At 61.0% G+C, this 14,945-nt stretch carries 11 protein-coding genes and 1 pseudogene; 3 read left to right on the plus strand and 9 right to left on the minus strand.

Features of this window, described 5'->3' with window-relative positions:
• Positions 1 to 69: 69 nt before the first annotated feature.
• Positions 70 to 549 carry a nuclear transport factor 2 family protein gene (locus IQK56_RS22375; RefSeq protein WP_193863080.1) on the minus strand — a complete coding sequence of 160 codons (480 nt, stop codon included), beginning with the start codon at positions 547 to 549 and terminating at the stop codon, positions 70 to 72.
• A 42-nt stretch (positions 550 to 591) separates the two neighbouring features.
• Positions 592 to 1,156 (minus strand): annotated as a pseudogene (locus IQK56_RS22380) (TetR/AcrR family transcriptional regulator).
• A gap of 124 nt (positions 1,157 to 1,280) precedes the next feature.
• Here IQK56_RS22380 and pssA point away from each other — a divergent pair.
• Together pssA and IQK56_RS22390 are read left to right on the plus strand one after the other, a co-directional pair.
• Positions 1,281 to 2,624, plus strand: a complete 1,344-nt coding sequence (gene pssA, locus IQK56_RS22385) for a CDP-diacylglycerol--serine O-phosphatidyltransferase (protein WP_150759877.1) — start codon at positions 1,281 to 1,283, stop codon at positions 2,622 to 2,624.
• 104 nt (positions 2,625 to 2,728) lie between these two features.
• On the plus strand, positions 2,729 to 5,602 hold the full coding sequence (locus IQK56_RS22390) for a hypothetical protein (protein WP_193863084.1): 2,874 nt from the start codon (positions 2,729 to 2,731) through the stop codon (positions 5,600 to 5,602).
• Here the strand turns inward: IQK56_RS22390 and efeO (IQK56_RS22395) are convergent.
• From efeO (IQK56_RS22395) to IQK56_RS22420, 6 genes are all read right to left on the minus strand, one after another.
• Positions 5,500 to 6,321: an iron uptake system protein EfeO gene (gene efeO, locus IQK56_RS22395; RefSeq protein WP_122307739.1), complete on the minus strand. Its 822-nt coding sequence runs from the start codon at positions 6,319 to 6,321 to the stop codon at positions 5,500 to 5,502. The genes IQK56_RS22390 and efeO (IQK56_RS22395) overlap by 103 nt on opposite strands.
• Before the next feature lie 29 nt (positions 6,322 to 6,350).
• Positions 6,351 to 7,658: an iron uptake transporter deferrochelatase/peroxidase subunit gene (gene efeB, locus IQK56_RS22400; RefSeq protein WP_193901835.1), complete on the minus strand. Its 1,308-nt coding sequence runs from the start codon at positions 7,656 to 7,658 to the stop codon at positions 6,351 to 6,353.
• Between the two features lie 14 nt (positions 7,659 to 7,672).
• Positions 7,673 to 8,875 (minus strand): iron uptake system protein EfeO, encoded by a 1,203-nt coding sequence (efeO, locus tag IQK56_RS22405; protein WP_193863086.1) that lies wholly within the window; start codon positions 8,873 to 8,875, stop codon positions 7,673 to 7,675.
• A gap of 10 nt (positions 8,876 to 8,885) precedes the next feature.
• Positions 8,886 to 9,731, minus strand: a complete 846-nt coding sequence (gene efeU, locus IQK56_RS22410; RefSeq protein WP_122307741.1) for an iron uptake transporter permease EfeU — start codon at positions 9,729 to 9,731, stop codon at positions 8,886 to 8,888.
• 115 nt (positions 9,732 to 9,846) lie between these two features.
• A complete protein-coding gene (locus tag IQK56_RS22415) occupies positions 9,847 to 10,839 on the minus strand; it encodes a DUF3829 domain-containing protein (RefSeq protein ID WP_193863088.1) in 993 nt (330 codons plus the stop codon).
• Entirely contained in the window at positions 10,836 to 12,434 is a 1,599-nt protein-coding gene (locus IQK56_RS22420) for a J domain-containing protein (protein WP_193863090.1), read from the minus strand. Before IQK56_RS22420 ends, IQK56_RS22415 begins: the two co-directional genes overlap by 4 nt.
• A gap of 130 nt (positions 12,435 to 12,564) precedes the next feature.
• On the opposite strand from IQK56_RS22420, the gene IQK56_RS22425 reads away from it, so the two are divergent.
• The gene (locus IQK56_RS22425) at positions 12,565 to 13,587 is read left to right on the plus strand and encodes an AraC family transcriptional regulator (protein WP_150675182.1); all 1,023 of its coding nucleotides are present in this window, start codon (positions 12,565 to 12,567) and stop codon (positions 13,585 to 13,587) included.
• Between the two features lie 743 nt (positions 13,588 to 14,330).
• On the opposite strand, the gene IQK56_RS22430 is transcribed toward IQK56_RS22425, so the two are convergent.
• On the minus strand, positions 14,331 to 14,855 hold the full coding sequence (locus IQK56_RS22430) for a hypothetical protein (RefSeq protein WP_150675180.1): 525 nt from the start codon (positions 14,853 to 14,855) through the stop codon (positions 14,331 to 14,333).
• Between the last annotated feature and the right edge of the window lie 90 nt (positions 14,856 to 14,945).

Genomic DNA, 14,945 nt, shown 5'->3' on the forward strand with positions numbered 1-14,945 from the left:
GCGTGTTTGACGGGGCGCCTTGGATCAAGATCAAAAGCAGATCAAAAGCAGATCAAAAGCCACAGGGTGCTACAGACCCAGTTCAGACAACCCCGGATGTTCATCCGGGCGTCGGCCCTGCGGCCAGTGGAACAGGCGCTCGCTTTCCAGGATCGGCTTGTCATTGATGCAGGCAAATCGGTTGGTCATCAGGCCGTTTTGGTCGAATTCCCAATTTTCATTGCCATAGGAGCGGAACCAGTTGCCGGAGTCGTCATGCCATTCGTAGGCATACCGTACGGCGATGCGGCTGTCGGTGAAGGCCCACAGTTCCTTGATCAGGCGGTAGTCCAGTTCCTTGGCCCATTTGCGGGTGAGAAAGTCCTTGGCCTGTTCACGGTTATGGACGAATTCGGCGCGATTACGCCACTGGGTGTCCAGGGTGTAGGCCAGGGACACCCGTTGTGGGTCGCGGGAGTTCCAGCCGTCTTCGGCCAGGCGGACTTTTTCGACGGCCGATTCGCGGGTGAATGGCGGCAGCGGCGGGCGTGTTTCTGGGGTGGATGACATTTCAGCGCTCCTGTTTCAGACAAAGTTGCTTGGCCGGTGCATTCAAAGCCCCAATAACGTTCGCGCCATGCATTGCGCATTATCAGCAGCGGTTGAATCGCCCATGACCAGGGCAACGGTAATGGCGCCATCGATCAGGATCAGCAGCTGCGCGGCCTGCCGTTCGGGGTCGGGGGTGCCGTGGGCTTGGCACAGGTTCAAGTGCGTACTCGAACAGTTTGTGTTTATGCGCTTTGGCCAGCAGGCGCACGGGGTTGTGCGGGTCGCCGGTTTCGCCGCTGGTGTTGATGAATGCGCAGCCGCGAAAATCCGCCGAGCCAAACCAGGTTCTGAGTGCGTCGAACAGCGCGAGCAGGCGCTCGCCGCTGCCTTCGGCGCGTTCCACTTCGCCCCGCAACCAGTGCATCCAGCGCTCATCGCGGCGTTGCAGGGCAGCGATGACCAACTCGTCTTTATTGGCGAAGTAGCGGTAAATACTCTTGCGCGAGACACCGGCGGTTTTCACCAGGAAGTCCATGCCGGTTCCGGCGATGCCGTGGCGATAGATCAGTTTCTCGGTGACGTCGAGGATAATGTCGCGGGTTTCATGGCCAGTCATATCGTTCATGCGACACACAGTAGAACGATCGTTCTTCATGGTCAATGAGCTTTTTCCGTGCCAGGCAACGAGACCTGAGCAACCCCATGGTGTAAGCTCGGGGCCTCTTCGGATTCGACCCATTGCGAGCCCTATGCCGTCGTTCTTCAAACGCTCCCTGTTGCCCAAGCTGCGTGGTTTCCCCCTCACTCCCGACGCGCTCGACGTGCTGTCCGGTGCCGATGCGTATCGCCGCTGCCTGCTGGAAAAAATCCCCCAGGCCACCCGGCGTATCTACATCGTGGCGCTGTACTTACAGCAGGACGAGGCCGGGCAGGAGATCTACGACGCCCTGCACGCCGCCAAGGCTGCACGGCCGGAATTGGACATCGTGGTGGTGGTCGACTGGTTGCGTGCCCAACGCGGGTTGATCGGCGCGGGCAAACAGCCGGGCAACAGCGCCTGGTACCAGGCCATGACACAGGGCCATGCCAGTGAAGTGCCGGTGTACGGCGTACCGGTGCAAACCCGCGAGCTGTTTGGCGTGCTGCACCTCAAGGGTTTTGTGATCGATGACAGCGTGCTGTACAGCGGCGCCAGCCTGAACAATGTGTACCTGCACAAGTTCGACAAATACCGGTTTGACCGTTACCACCTGATTCACAGCAAACCCCTGGCCGATTCGATGCAGCACCTGGTGGAGCACGGCCTGATCGCCTCCAAGGCGGTACACCGCCTCGACCTGCCGAACCCGCCCACCACCCGCAGCCTGCGCAACGATATCGGCGACCTGCGCAGCCGCCTCAAGCACGCGGCGTACGACACCACGGCCGGGCAGTTGCCCAATGGCCACCTGTCTGTCAGCCCGTTGCTCGGCGTGGGCAAGAACAACCCCTTGAGCCGGGTGATCCTGGAGCTGATCGCCAGCGCCCAAAAGCAACTGACCATCTGCACGCCGTACTTCAACCTGCCACTGCCGGTCACGCGCGAGATCAACCGTGCCCTGGCGCGGGGTGTGAAGATCGACATCATTGTGGGCGACAAGACCGCCAACGACTTCTATATCCCGCCCAGCGAGCCGTTCAAGGTCATCGCGGCCCTGCCTTATCTCTACGAAATCAGCCTGCGCCGCTTTGCCAAGCGCCATCAGCCGATGATCGACAGTGGGCAGTTGAACCTGCACTTGTGGCGCGACGGCGACAACACCTACCACCTCAAGGGCATGTGGGTCGACGAACGCTATACCTTGCTCACCGGCAACAACCTCAACCCTCGTGCGTTCCGCCTTGACCTGGAAAACGCCTTGCTGATCGACGACCCTCAACGCCAGTGGCTGGAACCGCGGCGTATCGAGCTTGAGCAGATTTTCCGGCACACCACGCGGATCGAGCGTTACCCGCAATTGCAAACCCTGGTGGACTACCCCGAAGCAGTCGGCAAGTTCCTGCGCCGGGTAAGCCGCGTGCGGATCGAGCGACTGCTTTACCGGATCCTGTAATCCGTCGCAACGCAACGCGTGAAGGGGTCGGACTCGGCTTACATTCAGCGCGCATCAACAGTCCTTAGATAGCCTCTCCAGACAACGCGCAGAGAGGCTTGAACATGTTGACGCCACTATCGAACACCGGCTCGCCCGTTCCACAGGCTCCCAGCGTCGCCGAACACAGCACCAGCCCAGCGATTCAGGCGCCGCGTCCATGGGCCGGCCTTGAACATACGCCGCGCCCGACGGCTGAGCGGGTGGAACGCGAAACGCTGGCCCAGTGCCTTGAAGCAGGGCTTGGAGACCTTCCCGACGGCGCAATCACCGACTGGTCTTCAGAGGCCTGTGATCTCCACCCCACATCGGCGCTGCCCGCGCTCAGCCAAGCCGCGATGGCGCGTCTGCAGGCATTTGTGTCTCGCCCGGAAATGCTCAGCCTGTTGCAACGTGAACGATTCGACTGGGACGGCAAGCCCTTCCGTGTGTCTGAAGGCCGCCTTGAACGCTTGAGCCCGGTGGGCGGTTGGGTGAACCTGACCCATTACGTCAACGCAGTGGACACGTTGCGCGATGAACTGCCGGCGTTGGCCACGCTGACCGAACCCCTGGGCAATGCCGTGTACTCGACGCCACGCTTTGACGCACGCCAGCTCCTCGACTTCAAGGGCCTGGGGTCGCCGCGCACCGTGGCCGAGACCCATAATGTCATCCGCTGGTTACGACTGTCGCTGCCCCCGGCGCCCCCGGTGGGCGACTACACCGGGCCGTTCTCCGCCGACACGTTGAGCGCGGCTGACAAGGCCACACTGAACACTATCGAGCGGATCAACCTGAGCGACGTCAGCTCCGGCCATATCGCGGGCTACTCGATCTATCAGCCGGCAAACATGGGCCGCACGTTCAGCGAGGTGCGTGGCGATATCGAGCGCCACCTGCAGCAACATAACAAGCTGACACCCGCCCTGGCAGCGCTGGTGACTCCGGTATACCTGGCGCAAGCGGCGCCGGAAATGCTGGTTATGGAGGTGCCGGACACCGTGCGCATCGGCACTCCGGCCTGGATGGAATTACGCCTGGGCTGCACGCTGGCCGATCGTGCCGCACCGGGCACGTCACGGATGATGAGTGAACACCAGGTGCGTGGGCTGACCCTCCTGGCGCCGACCACCGAGGCGCAAACCCAGTTGATGCAACTCAATGCGCTGAAAATCCTCGCCGACTGGGGCGTGTTGAACGGCGCCGTCACGCTGCGCAGTGACGGCGAGTATTCTCAACACGACATCCAGGAGGCTTCGCGGGCACTGTTCAAGCAGCAGGAAGAGACGGCCGAGGCCTTCGCCAGCGCCTGCACGGAACTGCCGACCCGCAAGGCGCTGGCCATCCGGCAGTTGCTGCGGGTATTCCCGGACAGCACGGCGGCTGAGCTTGAGGGCATGCGCCTGGAACTGGCCAGCGCCGCCGATCGCCGCAACGCGCCGGTCACGGAGCCGCGCCGCCGTTCGCTGGTGGAAACCTACATGACCGGCGACCTCACACCGGGAAAGTGGGTGCTCAGCGAGCACCTGCTGGCACCGCCGACGTCTGCGCAAACGCCCTATCAGCCGGACCGTGCGCCCCAGGTTGCGCAGGGCGCCCTGGAAATGCTGGATCGACGCATTCGGCATCTGCCCGAGCTGGACGCGCTGCTGAAAACCGCTGTCGACCATCACCTCGAACAGCTCCAGGGCGCCTATGCAACGAAGCTCAAGTTGATGTTTGCCCAGTTGCCGCTGGCCGAGCGCACCATGATCGAGTTAGGCAAGGTCGAACTGTTCACTCTGCGCGGCGAGACCGGCGTCATCCAGGTCGAGGAGACCCAGGCCCACAAAGACGCGCAGCGTGGTCGCTACGCAACCTTGATGCGCGTGGAGCATGATCAAACGGTGGCTTATTACGAGGTTTTTGCCAGCGGCGAGCTGATCAAACGTACGGACCTGCCTGATGCCATCGAGCTTGACGGCGTGATTCGCAAGCAGCGTCTTTTCACGCCCTACGGTGCGGTGCACGTGCCGATAATTCGTGGCACCCAGATGCCCTTCGATCTTACGGCCTACACCACCGGCTCAGCGCCACGGCCGGAGGCAATGGCGTCGTCGGTTATCGTCGAATCGCTGGGGGCGGCCATTGCGCCACGTGAGTTACCGGCCAACCACACGCTCCAAAGCTTTGTTCCTGACACCTATGGCTCGAGCAAGACCGCGGACATTGCCAACCGGATCGCAAGCGACAATTTCCCTGAGCCCGCAGAGGCCCTGATGCAGCGCGCACGCGAGCCGTTGCCACTGGAAAAGCGTCGTGAAACCCGAGCCCTCGAGCATGAATTCCTGTTGGGGTTCGTGCCGTTTCTGGGGGCGTATCAGGCGTTCAAGCGCGGCGATATCGCCCAAGGCCTGGGCAATTTGACGGTGGATATGATCGGGGTGGCCATCGGCGCCGGTGGGCAGGCGCGTGCGCTGCTGCGGTCGGCCAAGGCCTTGCTGCCCAATTCGGTGCAGCGCCTTGCCACGGGCTTCAGGCCTTCGGCCGCTGCGTTGGCTCCGACCAAGCCGCTGGCGACGTTCGGCGAGCGTGCGTTTGACTTTGTCACGCAGTCCGGTTTGTTTGCCAGTGCGGCGTTGAACCCGTTGGATGGCTACCCGCAATTGATCCAGGCCGCGACAAAGGGGCTGGTAAAACTGCCGATATTGCTGGCTGCAGGCGGGGTGAAATGGGGCAAGTCGGCGCCGCATCTGATCACGGCCGAGGAAAAATTGCGTGGGTACATGATGATTGCAGCGGGGCAGGCGAGCGGCACCGAAGGGCCTGACTCAACGTCCCGCACCGGAACGCGGGACGTCGAGTCAGGCGTTGATCAGTTCAGCCCCAATTTACCGCGCAGGGTCGACAGATCTTCAGCCAGGGTGTTGACCGGGCCAACCAACGCCTTGCGGTCGTTTTCCTTGACCTTGTCGTAGGTCTCGAAGCCGCCGTCCTTGGTCTTGTACTTGGCCAGGATCTTGTCCACGGCAGCGAAGTTCTTGTCGACCTTGGCCAGGAAGGCCTTGTCTTGTTTCTCGATCTGGCCACGGAACAGGTCGACGATTTTCTTCGCGCCGTCGATGTTGCCCTGGAAGTCATACAGGTCGGTGTGGCTGTAGCGGTCTTCCTCGCCGGAGATCTTGGTCGCGGCGACCTCTTCGAGCAGGGCTGCGGCGCCGCCCACGACTTTTTCCGGCGGGAAGGTCAGGCCGTCGACGCGGGTCTTGAGGTCGTTGACGTCGGTGTTGAGCTTGGCGGTCAGCGTTTCCAGGCCCTTGGTCGAGTTCTGCGAAAACAGTGCGTATTCGATGCGGTGGAAGCCGGTGAAGTCTTCGGCGGTCACGCCTTTTTCATGGTCGTCCACACGGGAGTCGATGGACGCATCCAGGTCGCTGAACAGCTCGGCAATCGGCTCGATGGACTCATAGTGCACACGGGTCGGCGCGTAGAGTTTCTTGGCGGTGGCCAGGTCGCCTTTGTTGATGGCATCGGTGAACGCCTGGGTCTGGGTCACCAGCTCGCCGATTTCCTCGGTGACGTAGATTTTGTAGTCCGACACCGGCCCTACCAGGTCCAGCGGCGCCGTGGTGGCGGCGAAGGCGGCCAGGGGCGAGAGGGTCATTAACAACGACAACGCGAGAGTCGACTTCTTCATGGGACGGTTTCCGCTGTGGGGGTTTGGTTTCAGGTGTTGGCAGTGGTTTGGGGATGCGTGGCGGCGAGCAGCGTGCGGCCAATGAAGTCCTTGGGTCCGGTGACTCCCGGCAAGGTAAAGAAGTACCCGCCGCCGACTGGCTTGAGGTATTCCTCCAGGGGTTCGCCGTTGAGCCGGGTCTGCACGCTGATAAAGCCTTTCTCCAGGTCAGCCTGGTAGCAGATGAACAACAGCCCCATGTCCAGCTGACCGTTTTTATTGACGCCGTTGGAGTAGTTGAACGGCCGGCGCAGGATCAAGTTGGCCTGAGTCTGCGGGGTGCGTGGGTTGGCCAGGCGGATGTGCGCATCGAGCTTGGTCAACTTGCCTTCCGGGTCCTTGCTGTAGTCGGGCACCTGGCTTTCCTGGCGGCCATCCATGGGCGCGCCGGTGGTCTTGATGCGGCCGATGATGCTCTCTTGCTCTTGCAGGGGCGTGCGGTCCCAACGCTCGACGAAGTTGCGGATGATGCGCACCGCCTGATAGCTGCCATGGGCGGCCCAGGCCGGTTCGTCGCTGCCGGGCTGCACCCAGACGATCTGGTCCATGGCCTTGGCATCGTTGGAGTTCGGGTTGGCCGAACCGTCACGAAAACCCAGGAAGTTGCGTGCGCTCTGCGCCGGCTCGCCGGGTTTGGCCGGGGCCTGGGGCGGCACGCTGCCTTCCTGTTTCCAGCGCACCAACAACAGGTCGGGGAGGTTTTTCACGATGTCGCGCAGGGCGTGGATATTGGTGTCCGGGGTGTTGGAGCAAAATTGCAGGCTCAGGTCGCCGTGGCACTGCGCGGGTTCCAGCGCGTCGTTGGGGAAACCGACCATGCGGCTCAGGCGCTTGGGTTTGGCGGCGCCCAGGCCGAAGCGCTCATCGAACAGCGGCTCGCCGACGGACACCGTGATGGTCAGGTTGTCCGGCGTGACCACCGGGCCAAGGATGCCGGAATCGGTGGGCGGCAGCTTCGGGTCGACCTGGGCCACGGTGCCGCCGGTCATCAGGAAACTGATGCGTTCGTTCAAGGTGCGGAACAGGCGCTCCAGGTCTTCGCGGTCGCTGGCCAGCACGTCGAACGCCACGAGCATGCCGCACGCCGGGCGCGGGGTGACGATGCCGCTTTGGTGCTGGCCGAAAAAGTCGTGGTGGTCCTGGGTCTTGTCACTGCGCGGTGCGGTGGTGACTTGTTCCTGGGCGGTGGCGGCCATGGCCGGGCAGCTCAGGCTGCTGCCGGCAATTGCGGCGCCAGTGGCGGCCATGCCCAGCAGGACACGGCGGCGTTGTAGGTCAAACGGTGTTGAATCACTCATGTGTGCGGTCGTCTTCACTGCAGGCCGGAAAGGCCAAGGGCGGGGTCGATTCCATCGAGTGCAACGGCCAGAGCCTTGGCCTTGTCGGCGATCTGCTTGCGCTGATCGGCGGTGATGCTGTCGTAGGTGCTGTAACGGTTGTCGACCTTGAATTCGGCGAGTTCGGTATCGAAGGCGGCGAGGGCGCTGTCGATATTCGGCAACAGGTCGGCGGCGGACTTGGTCAACAGCGGGCGCATCAACTCGACCACCTTGTGCGCTGCTTGCAGGTTGGCGGCGAAACCATTCAGGTCGACATGGCTGTAGCGCTCCTCTTCACCGCTGATGGCACGCACATCGGCCAGGCTGTTGAGGTTGCGCACCACGATGCTGACCAACTGCTCCGGCGGCAGGGACTGGGCCAGCAATTGCTGTTTGAGGGTGGTGACATCCGTTACCAGGCGCTGCGCCACCGGGGCCAGGCCATCAAGGCTGCGTTGCTGGAACAGGCTGTATTCGAGGCGATGGAAACCGCTGAAGGCCGGGTCTTGCTCACGTTTATCAAAATAGTCGGCACGCGCATTGATCGCGTTGTCCAACTCGGCCAGGCGCTGGGATGCCGGGGCCAGACGTTGGTAAGCCTCGCGGGCCGGCACATACAGCGCCTGGGCCTGGGCCAGGTCACCGGCGTCAATGGCGTGCTGCAAGGCGGTCGCAGTCTTGACCAGCGCGCTGCCCTGGCTGCTCAAGTACACGCGGAACTCCGACAGCGGGCCGATAAACGCCACCATCGATGGCTTGGCTTTGGCCTGGGCATCGGAGGCGGCCGTCGGCGTCACATGCAGCGTGCCACGTGGGTTGCTCAGCAGGCCGCAGGTGATTGCATAGTCGCCGGGCAGCAGGTTGGCGTTGATCACCTGGCTCAGGCCGGGGGCGATGTTTTCCCGTTCTTCGACCACCAGCACGCCGTCGAGGATTTCCCATTCCACGGCGCGGTCGGAGCGGTTGATGATGCGAAAGCTCGCCCGCCCGGCCGGTACCGTCAACGCGTTGGGCTCGCAGGCGTGGCCATGAATAGTCACGGCGATTTCATTGCTGTTGGTCTGGCGCTTGGCGGCGGCCAATTGCGAGGCATAGTAAAACAGGCCACCGGCGGCGATCATCACGACCACCGAGCCGGCCACCGCCCAGCGCAAGGCGCGGGGAGGCGAGGCGGGTTGAGGCGTTGGGCTGGACAAGAGACGGTCCTTACTGGCTGGAAACGGAAGAGGGCGTGTGCGCGGGCTTGGCCGGTGCGGCAGGCAGGAAGAACATCACCAGCGCCACCACCAGATAAATCAGGTAGGCACCCAGGGTGCTGACGGTTGGCGCTTCCTGATAGCCGAACATGCCGGCGAGCACCGAACCCAGCGGGCTGTCCATCGGCAAGGCGGCGCTGAAGTCGAACAGCACGGTTTGCAGGTGGTTCCACACGCCGGCTTCGTGCAGGGCTTGTACCGAATTGGCCAGAATCCCGGCGGCGACCACCAGGATAAACAGCCCGGTCCAGCGGAAAAACGCGCCGAGGTTAAGGCGCATGCTGCCGGTGTAGATCAGGAAACCCACGATGATCGCCAGGACCAGGCCGAGCAGGGCGCCAATCGGCGCACCCGGGCCTTCGCTTTGCTGGAACACCGCGAGCAGGAAAAACACGGTTTCCAGGCCTTCACGGGCCACGGCAAAAAACACCATGAGGATCAGTGCAGTGACCTGGTGTTTAGAACCGGTCAACGCCTGATCAAGAGAGGCGTGCAGCGAATGCTTGATGGAGCGCGCGACCTTGCGCATCCAGAACACCATGGAGCTGAGAATGCCCACGGCCACCAGGCCGACGATACCTTCGAACAGTTCCTGTTGTTTTTGCGGGAACTCGGCGCTGACCAACTCCAGGCCACCGCCCACCAACAACGCCAGCGCGGCGGCAAGGAACACCCCGATCCACACTGCCGGCATCCACTGGCCACGGCCGGTCTGTTGCAGGTAACTGGCGATGATGCCAACGATCAATGCTGCTTCAATGCCTTCGCGCAGCATGATGAGAAAGGGGACAAGCATTCGGCACCAGAACGTAACTAGATAGGAGCCTAAGTTGTAACATAATGATACTCATTACTAAACAGCCAATCTTGACGTTTGCTGAACAGTGGCTGAACGGCCCGGAGAAGGCCGTTCAGTAGTCCTGCCCGACGGCTTGGTTATAGGCGTCCACCAGCAAGTCAAAGCGCCGTTGAGTTTCAAAGTAATCAGCGCCCAGCCGCTCTGGGTCGGGTTTTTCGCTTGAATGCCTGGCAAGTGTTTGCAGCGCGCCAAGGTAGGCGTAACCGGGTTGTTTAATCCGCTGCCACAGCTGTTGGGCCTCGGCATCGGAGGTCGGTTGATTGGGGCGCAGGTACCGCTGGGCGTAATCCCAGGTCTGCTGTAAGTCGCTCAATGCATCCGCCAATTGCTTGGGGGATCGCGGGTCAAGGCTGTGCATCGTGTCGCGGGTTTGCAGGATCAGGCCGGCGATAAGCGCCATCTGGTGTTCGTCACGGACCTGCAAGTGCTGCAGTTGTTGCAGGCGAATCTGGCGGTCGGCTGTGTCCACGGCGGCGCGCAGTTCGGATGAGGCCGCGAGGAATTTTTCCGCCACCGGGAAGAACCGCGCATCGCTGATTGCGCGCTGCGCTGGGGCGAGGCCGGGGACGGTTGCGTTGGGGTAGAAGTCGAACTCTTTGACCGCTGAATAGACCCGCAGCAGATGATCCATATAGCCCTGGCGCAGTGCAGCGATCTGCGGCAGGTATTGTTGCAGCGCGCTTCTTTGCGAGGACGTCAGCAGGCACAGGTCGGGGCGCTTGGCGTCGTAGTCCAGCAGGCTCAATTGCGGGCCTTGTGTGCGCTGATACAGCTCGGGAAAACGCTCGATGACATCCAGGCTCGGGTCGTTGGCACGGGCGCTGCGGCTGCGATAGTTGAAGTAGGCCAACCGCCAATTGCTGTCGACTCGGTTGAGGCAATCGATCACCGGGCGCAGCGCCTGGGCTTGCTGGTGTTCAAGCGCTGCCGGGCGGTTGGCCCAGGTTTTCAGCGGGGCGAGCAGATCGGTATTCGTCAGCAGGCCCACGGCGCTCAGTGTCAGGGGCACGATGGTGCACAGGGCAGCAAGGGTGAGGCGGTTCATGGTGTACACCCCGGCGCGCCGGCCTTGAGCCCACTGCAAGGGCTCATCAGGAACGGTTGCAAGCCCTCGTCACGGTGGATGCGTTGGTTGTTTGCGTACATCAGCGCGGCGCTCAACAACAGGGCGCCGAGGCCCAGGCAGGTGGCCCACTGACGTGTCGACGGTCGGGCAGGCCAACGCCACGTCAGTGCTGCACGTATCGACGGTCGCCCGAGCACGCGCTGCGCCAGCCCCAGGCCCTGCAGTGTCAGCACATAGCCGGCAAACGCGTAATTGCCGAGGATGATCCAGATCAACAGGCCAAGCACCCAGCACGGCAGAATCTCGCGGATCACCAACGGCGGCGGCCGGCGAAAGCTCAGCCAGGGCGATAGCTGCGCGGCGAGCTTCTCGTCAATCTCGCCGTAACCGTCAGTGGCCGGGCGCCAGATTGCCAGGATGAGCAGCGCCGGTATGGCGATCAGGAAGGCCCAGGTCGGGGCCATGCCGAGGGATTCCATCAAGGTATGGTCGGTCAGTTGCTGGTCGTGGACCGCCCAGCCTGCGGCCATGCCCAGCAGCGCGACAAACATCGGCCAGGGGCGGCTGATGCGCTCCCAGTCGCGCCAGAAGTAGGGGTCTCCACCGGGCATCTGTGCGCACAGGGCCGGGTATTGGTTCAGCAGGGTTTCACTGAGGGTGCGGCAAGCGTTCCAATCGGATTCGCCAAAGCGCCGGGCAAAGCGTTGCCGTTGTTCCAGCGTCAGGTCGCCGAACAGCAACCTGGCCGCACGCGCCTGCGGGTCACGGCTGTTCAGGCTGGCCTGGTGGTAGGCCTGCGCACTGAAACGCTCCAGTGCATTGCGTGCCTTTAACGCCGACCATTCGGGCTCAGGGCAGCGGTTATCCAGGTACTGATCGGACCAGGCCTGCTCAGTGCACAGGGTGTCGAACAGCGCCTCGGACCAGAAGGTGCTGGCCAGCAGCGTACGTGCGAGTACGTCATTGAGCCGCGCATGGCGCGCCAGGGGCGTGAGCCATTCGGCGTTATGCACGTCGACCAAGGCGGCGCAGAAGGCCTCGACCTGTTGTTGATCGAGTAACTCGGTGAGCCGGTGTTCGACGTCGGCAAACATCTGCTCCAGCAGTGCGGCCAGACGATAGTCGGGCAAACGCGCCGGTGTTTGCCGTTGCCAGGGGCTGAGCCAGTGCAGGTGTGTCACGGCCCAGTCCGCAATCTCGGGGGCCGCGCCACTCAGGCAGCGTTGCAGCAACAGGCCTTCAAACGCCTCGGCGCACTCATTGTCCTGGGCTTGTTGATAGAGAAGCGCGAGATTGGCCGGCGTGGCATTGGCCACCAGGGCTTGCGCCTGGTCGTAGCGCGTGTCGGGCTCAGCGGCAGCGGGCTGCACCGTGTCGACCGGCGGCGCTTGCGGCACTTCGACCGGCGCTTCATAACGGCTCCACTGCAGCGCGTGCTCATAGGCCTCGCGCAGGCGCTGGAAGCCGACAGGGTCTTCATCCGGACGATGCTGTTTGAGCAACACCGCGTATTGGCGCTTGATACTGCGAGCATCGGCGTCGGACGGCAGCCCCAGTACTTCCCAGCAACTCATTGATTCAACTCCCTGTCGGTAAAAATCCCGGCGCAGAATACCCGAGACCACGACCTCGGTGCCTACTCTTTTGCCGCGTGACTGCCTAAGATGGCCGCACTTCACGCCATACAGGGCACGGACTGCACCCATGTCGGAAAAAGACACCATCTCCCTCCACCTCGTGCGCGAGGCCTTGTTGCAAAGTTGCGCGCCGGGGCCTGCCACCGTCGAAATCTTGAGCAAGGTCGGTATTGATCCGGCATTGCTGGAGCAACCCGACGCCCGCGTTCCGGCCACCGCCTACGCACGGTTGTGGCGTCTGCTGGCAAGGCGCATGGACGATGAATTCTTCGGCATGGACCCGCGCAAGCTCAAATCCGGCAGCCTCGAGTTCCTCTGCCGCGCCGCCATTGCACAACCCAGCCTGACAGCGGGCCTGCAAACCGGCTTGGGTTTCCTCTCGCTGATGCTGGAGCGCATGCCCGCCCAATTGGTGCGCCAGCAAAGCCTGGCGGAAATTGTGTTGCTCGAGCCTGAAACCGAGCCCAACCGCGCCTTCACCTATTTCACCTACTGGATGATCGTCCACGGCGTGGCTTGCTGGCTGGCGGGGCGACGCATTCCGATCCTGGCCATTGAACTGCGCTGCCCACCGCCGGATTTCTGCGATGACTACCAGGTGATGTTTTCCGACAACCTGCGTTTCGACAGGCCGCGCACCCGCATGATCTTTTCCGCCGACTGCCTTGATCTACCGATCAAGCGCAGCCCGGAAGAACTCAAGCGCTTCCTGGCCCACGCGCCGGCCAACATCCTGGTCAAATACCGCGACCCCGACAGCCTGGCCAACCGAATCAAGCACGACCTGCGCCAGATGCCTGCCGACACCTGGCCGGAAACCGAAGGCCTTGCGGCCACCTTGTGCATCTCCGCCTCAACCCTGCGCCGACGTCTGGCGGAAGAAGGGCAGAGCTACCAAGGCCTCAAGGACAGCGTGCGCAAGGAGTTGGCGATTGTATGGCTGGCTGAACCACAGATCAGCTTTGCCGAGATTGCAGCGCGGTTGGGGTTCGCCGATACCAGTTCGTTTTATAAGGCGTTTCGCAAGTGGGCGGGGTCGAATCCGGGGCATTATCGGAGTTTGATTTTGAATGAAGTTACTCAGGTTTAAGACCGGGGTGCAAGGGACTAAGAAATAACTGGCTGTATCTTGCGTTGGCGTCTGACAGCGTGATCCTGCGAACTTTTAGGAAGTGCCCGGCTTACGTGGATTGATAATTCATGCACAGTTGGTGGCGTGGTTCTTACCGAGGTTTTTACTGGCTCCTACTTGGGGTGCTCGGTATTAAACGTCCGGTATAAACGATCCTCCATCTACTGTGAGGAAAGCCTATGGGATATTGAAAATTCACGCTCGCATTGCTGCATGTATTGCATGCTGAGATCTTTGATCATTAATTTATGAAGGTGAATTTATGAAAAGGTTTATTGTGTTGTCGTTTGCAGTGTTGATGGGGTTGTCGTTACAGGTGTCTGCTTTGTGTTTGAGTATTTCTGAGAGTTATAGCGGCATCATAGAGGGCGAAACCGAATTAACAGTTCATGGCCCTTTTGAGATAACGGGAGATAATGGCTGTTCTGGCGCGAGTATTGATGCCGTGGTATCGCCGGGCGGTTCTGGAAGTGCGCCGATGATTTCAATAGAGCGTGCGTCGGGCGGAGGGTGGAGTCCCGTAGCAAGTAGCATAGGAAACAGTGTCTCCTATGTCGGGGCTTTCGGTACGTATCGAGTCAGGCTGAACAATCCTGAATCTAATTCGAAAGCGTATTCAGGAAACGTCAGGTACGGAAGGTAGAACGTGAGCGGCAGTGTGCCGTAATTCATTTGGTGCACTGCCATTCTGCGAGCGTGACTCAGGCACGCTCATCTACCGACAAGGTGTTATTTGCAGAGTTTACAAAATAGGCTAGGGCATTGATGACCTGGTTTGCACTTTTCATTCCGCCAAGAATATAGGTGACATCTCTTGGCGTTGAGTAGCGGTCGCTACTGAAGTACTTCAGTTGATCTTCATATTTCTCATTGAATAGCGCTATGGCATTAAATTTTACATCCTGTTTGGTTTGACGTCCGTTCTCATCGGATGCGCCATCTCCGGAGATGAACATGCTGAATGTGTTTCCATCTATCAGATCGTTCTCGTAGAGCTTCCTGCCAACAATTTTAAGCTCGCGGGTGCTAATTGAGGTCATGTCATAGTTTTTTAAGAACGCCTTTAGGTCGTTGGTTTTTTCCTGGTCCTTAAGCTTTAGTGTCTCCGCCGCCTTGGATTCTTCATTTACAGTAAACGCATTCGTCACCATCGTCGGATTTCTGATGACGCGAGCATCAGTCTGCTTCGATAGCGTGGTTGCGGTATTCGTAACAAGCATTCCCATATCAATTTCCTGTTTGTATTAAGCACTCCATCCCTTATCGACCTTTGACCGGCCAACCTTAGTTCGCAATGTAATTTCAGAATGTTCTGA

The organism is Pseudomonas cyclaminis (assembly GCF_015163715.1).
GTDB lineage: Bacteria > Pseudomonadota > Gammaproteobacteria > Pseudomonadales > Pseudomonadaceae > Aquipseudomonas > Aquipseudomonas cyclaminis.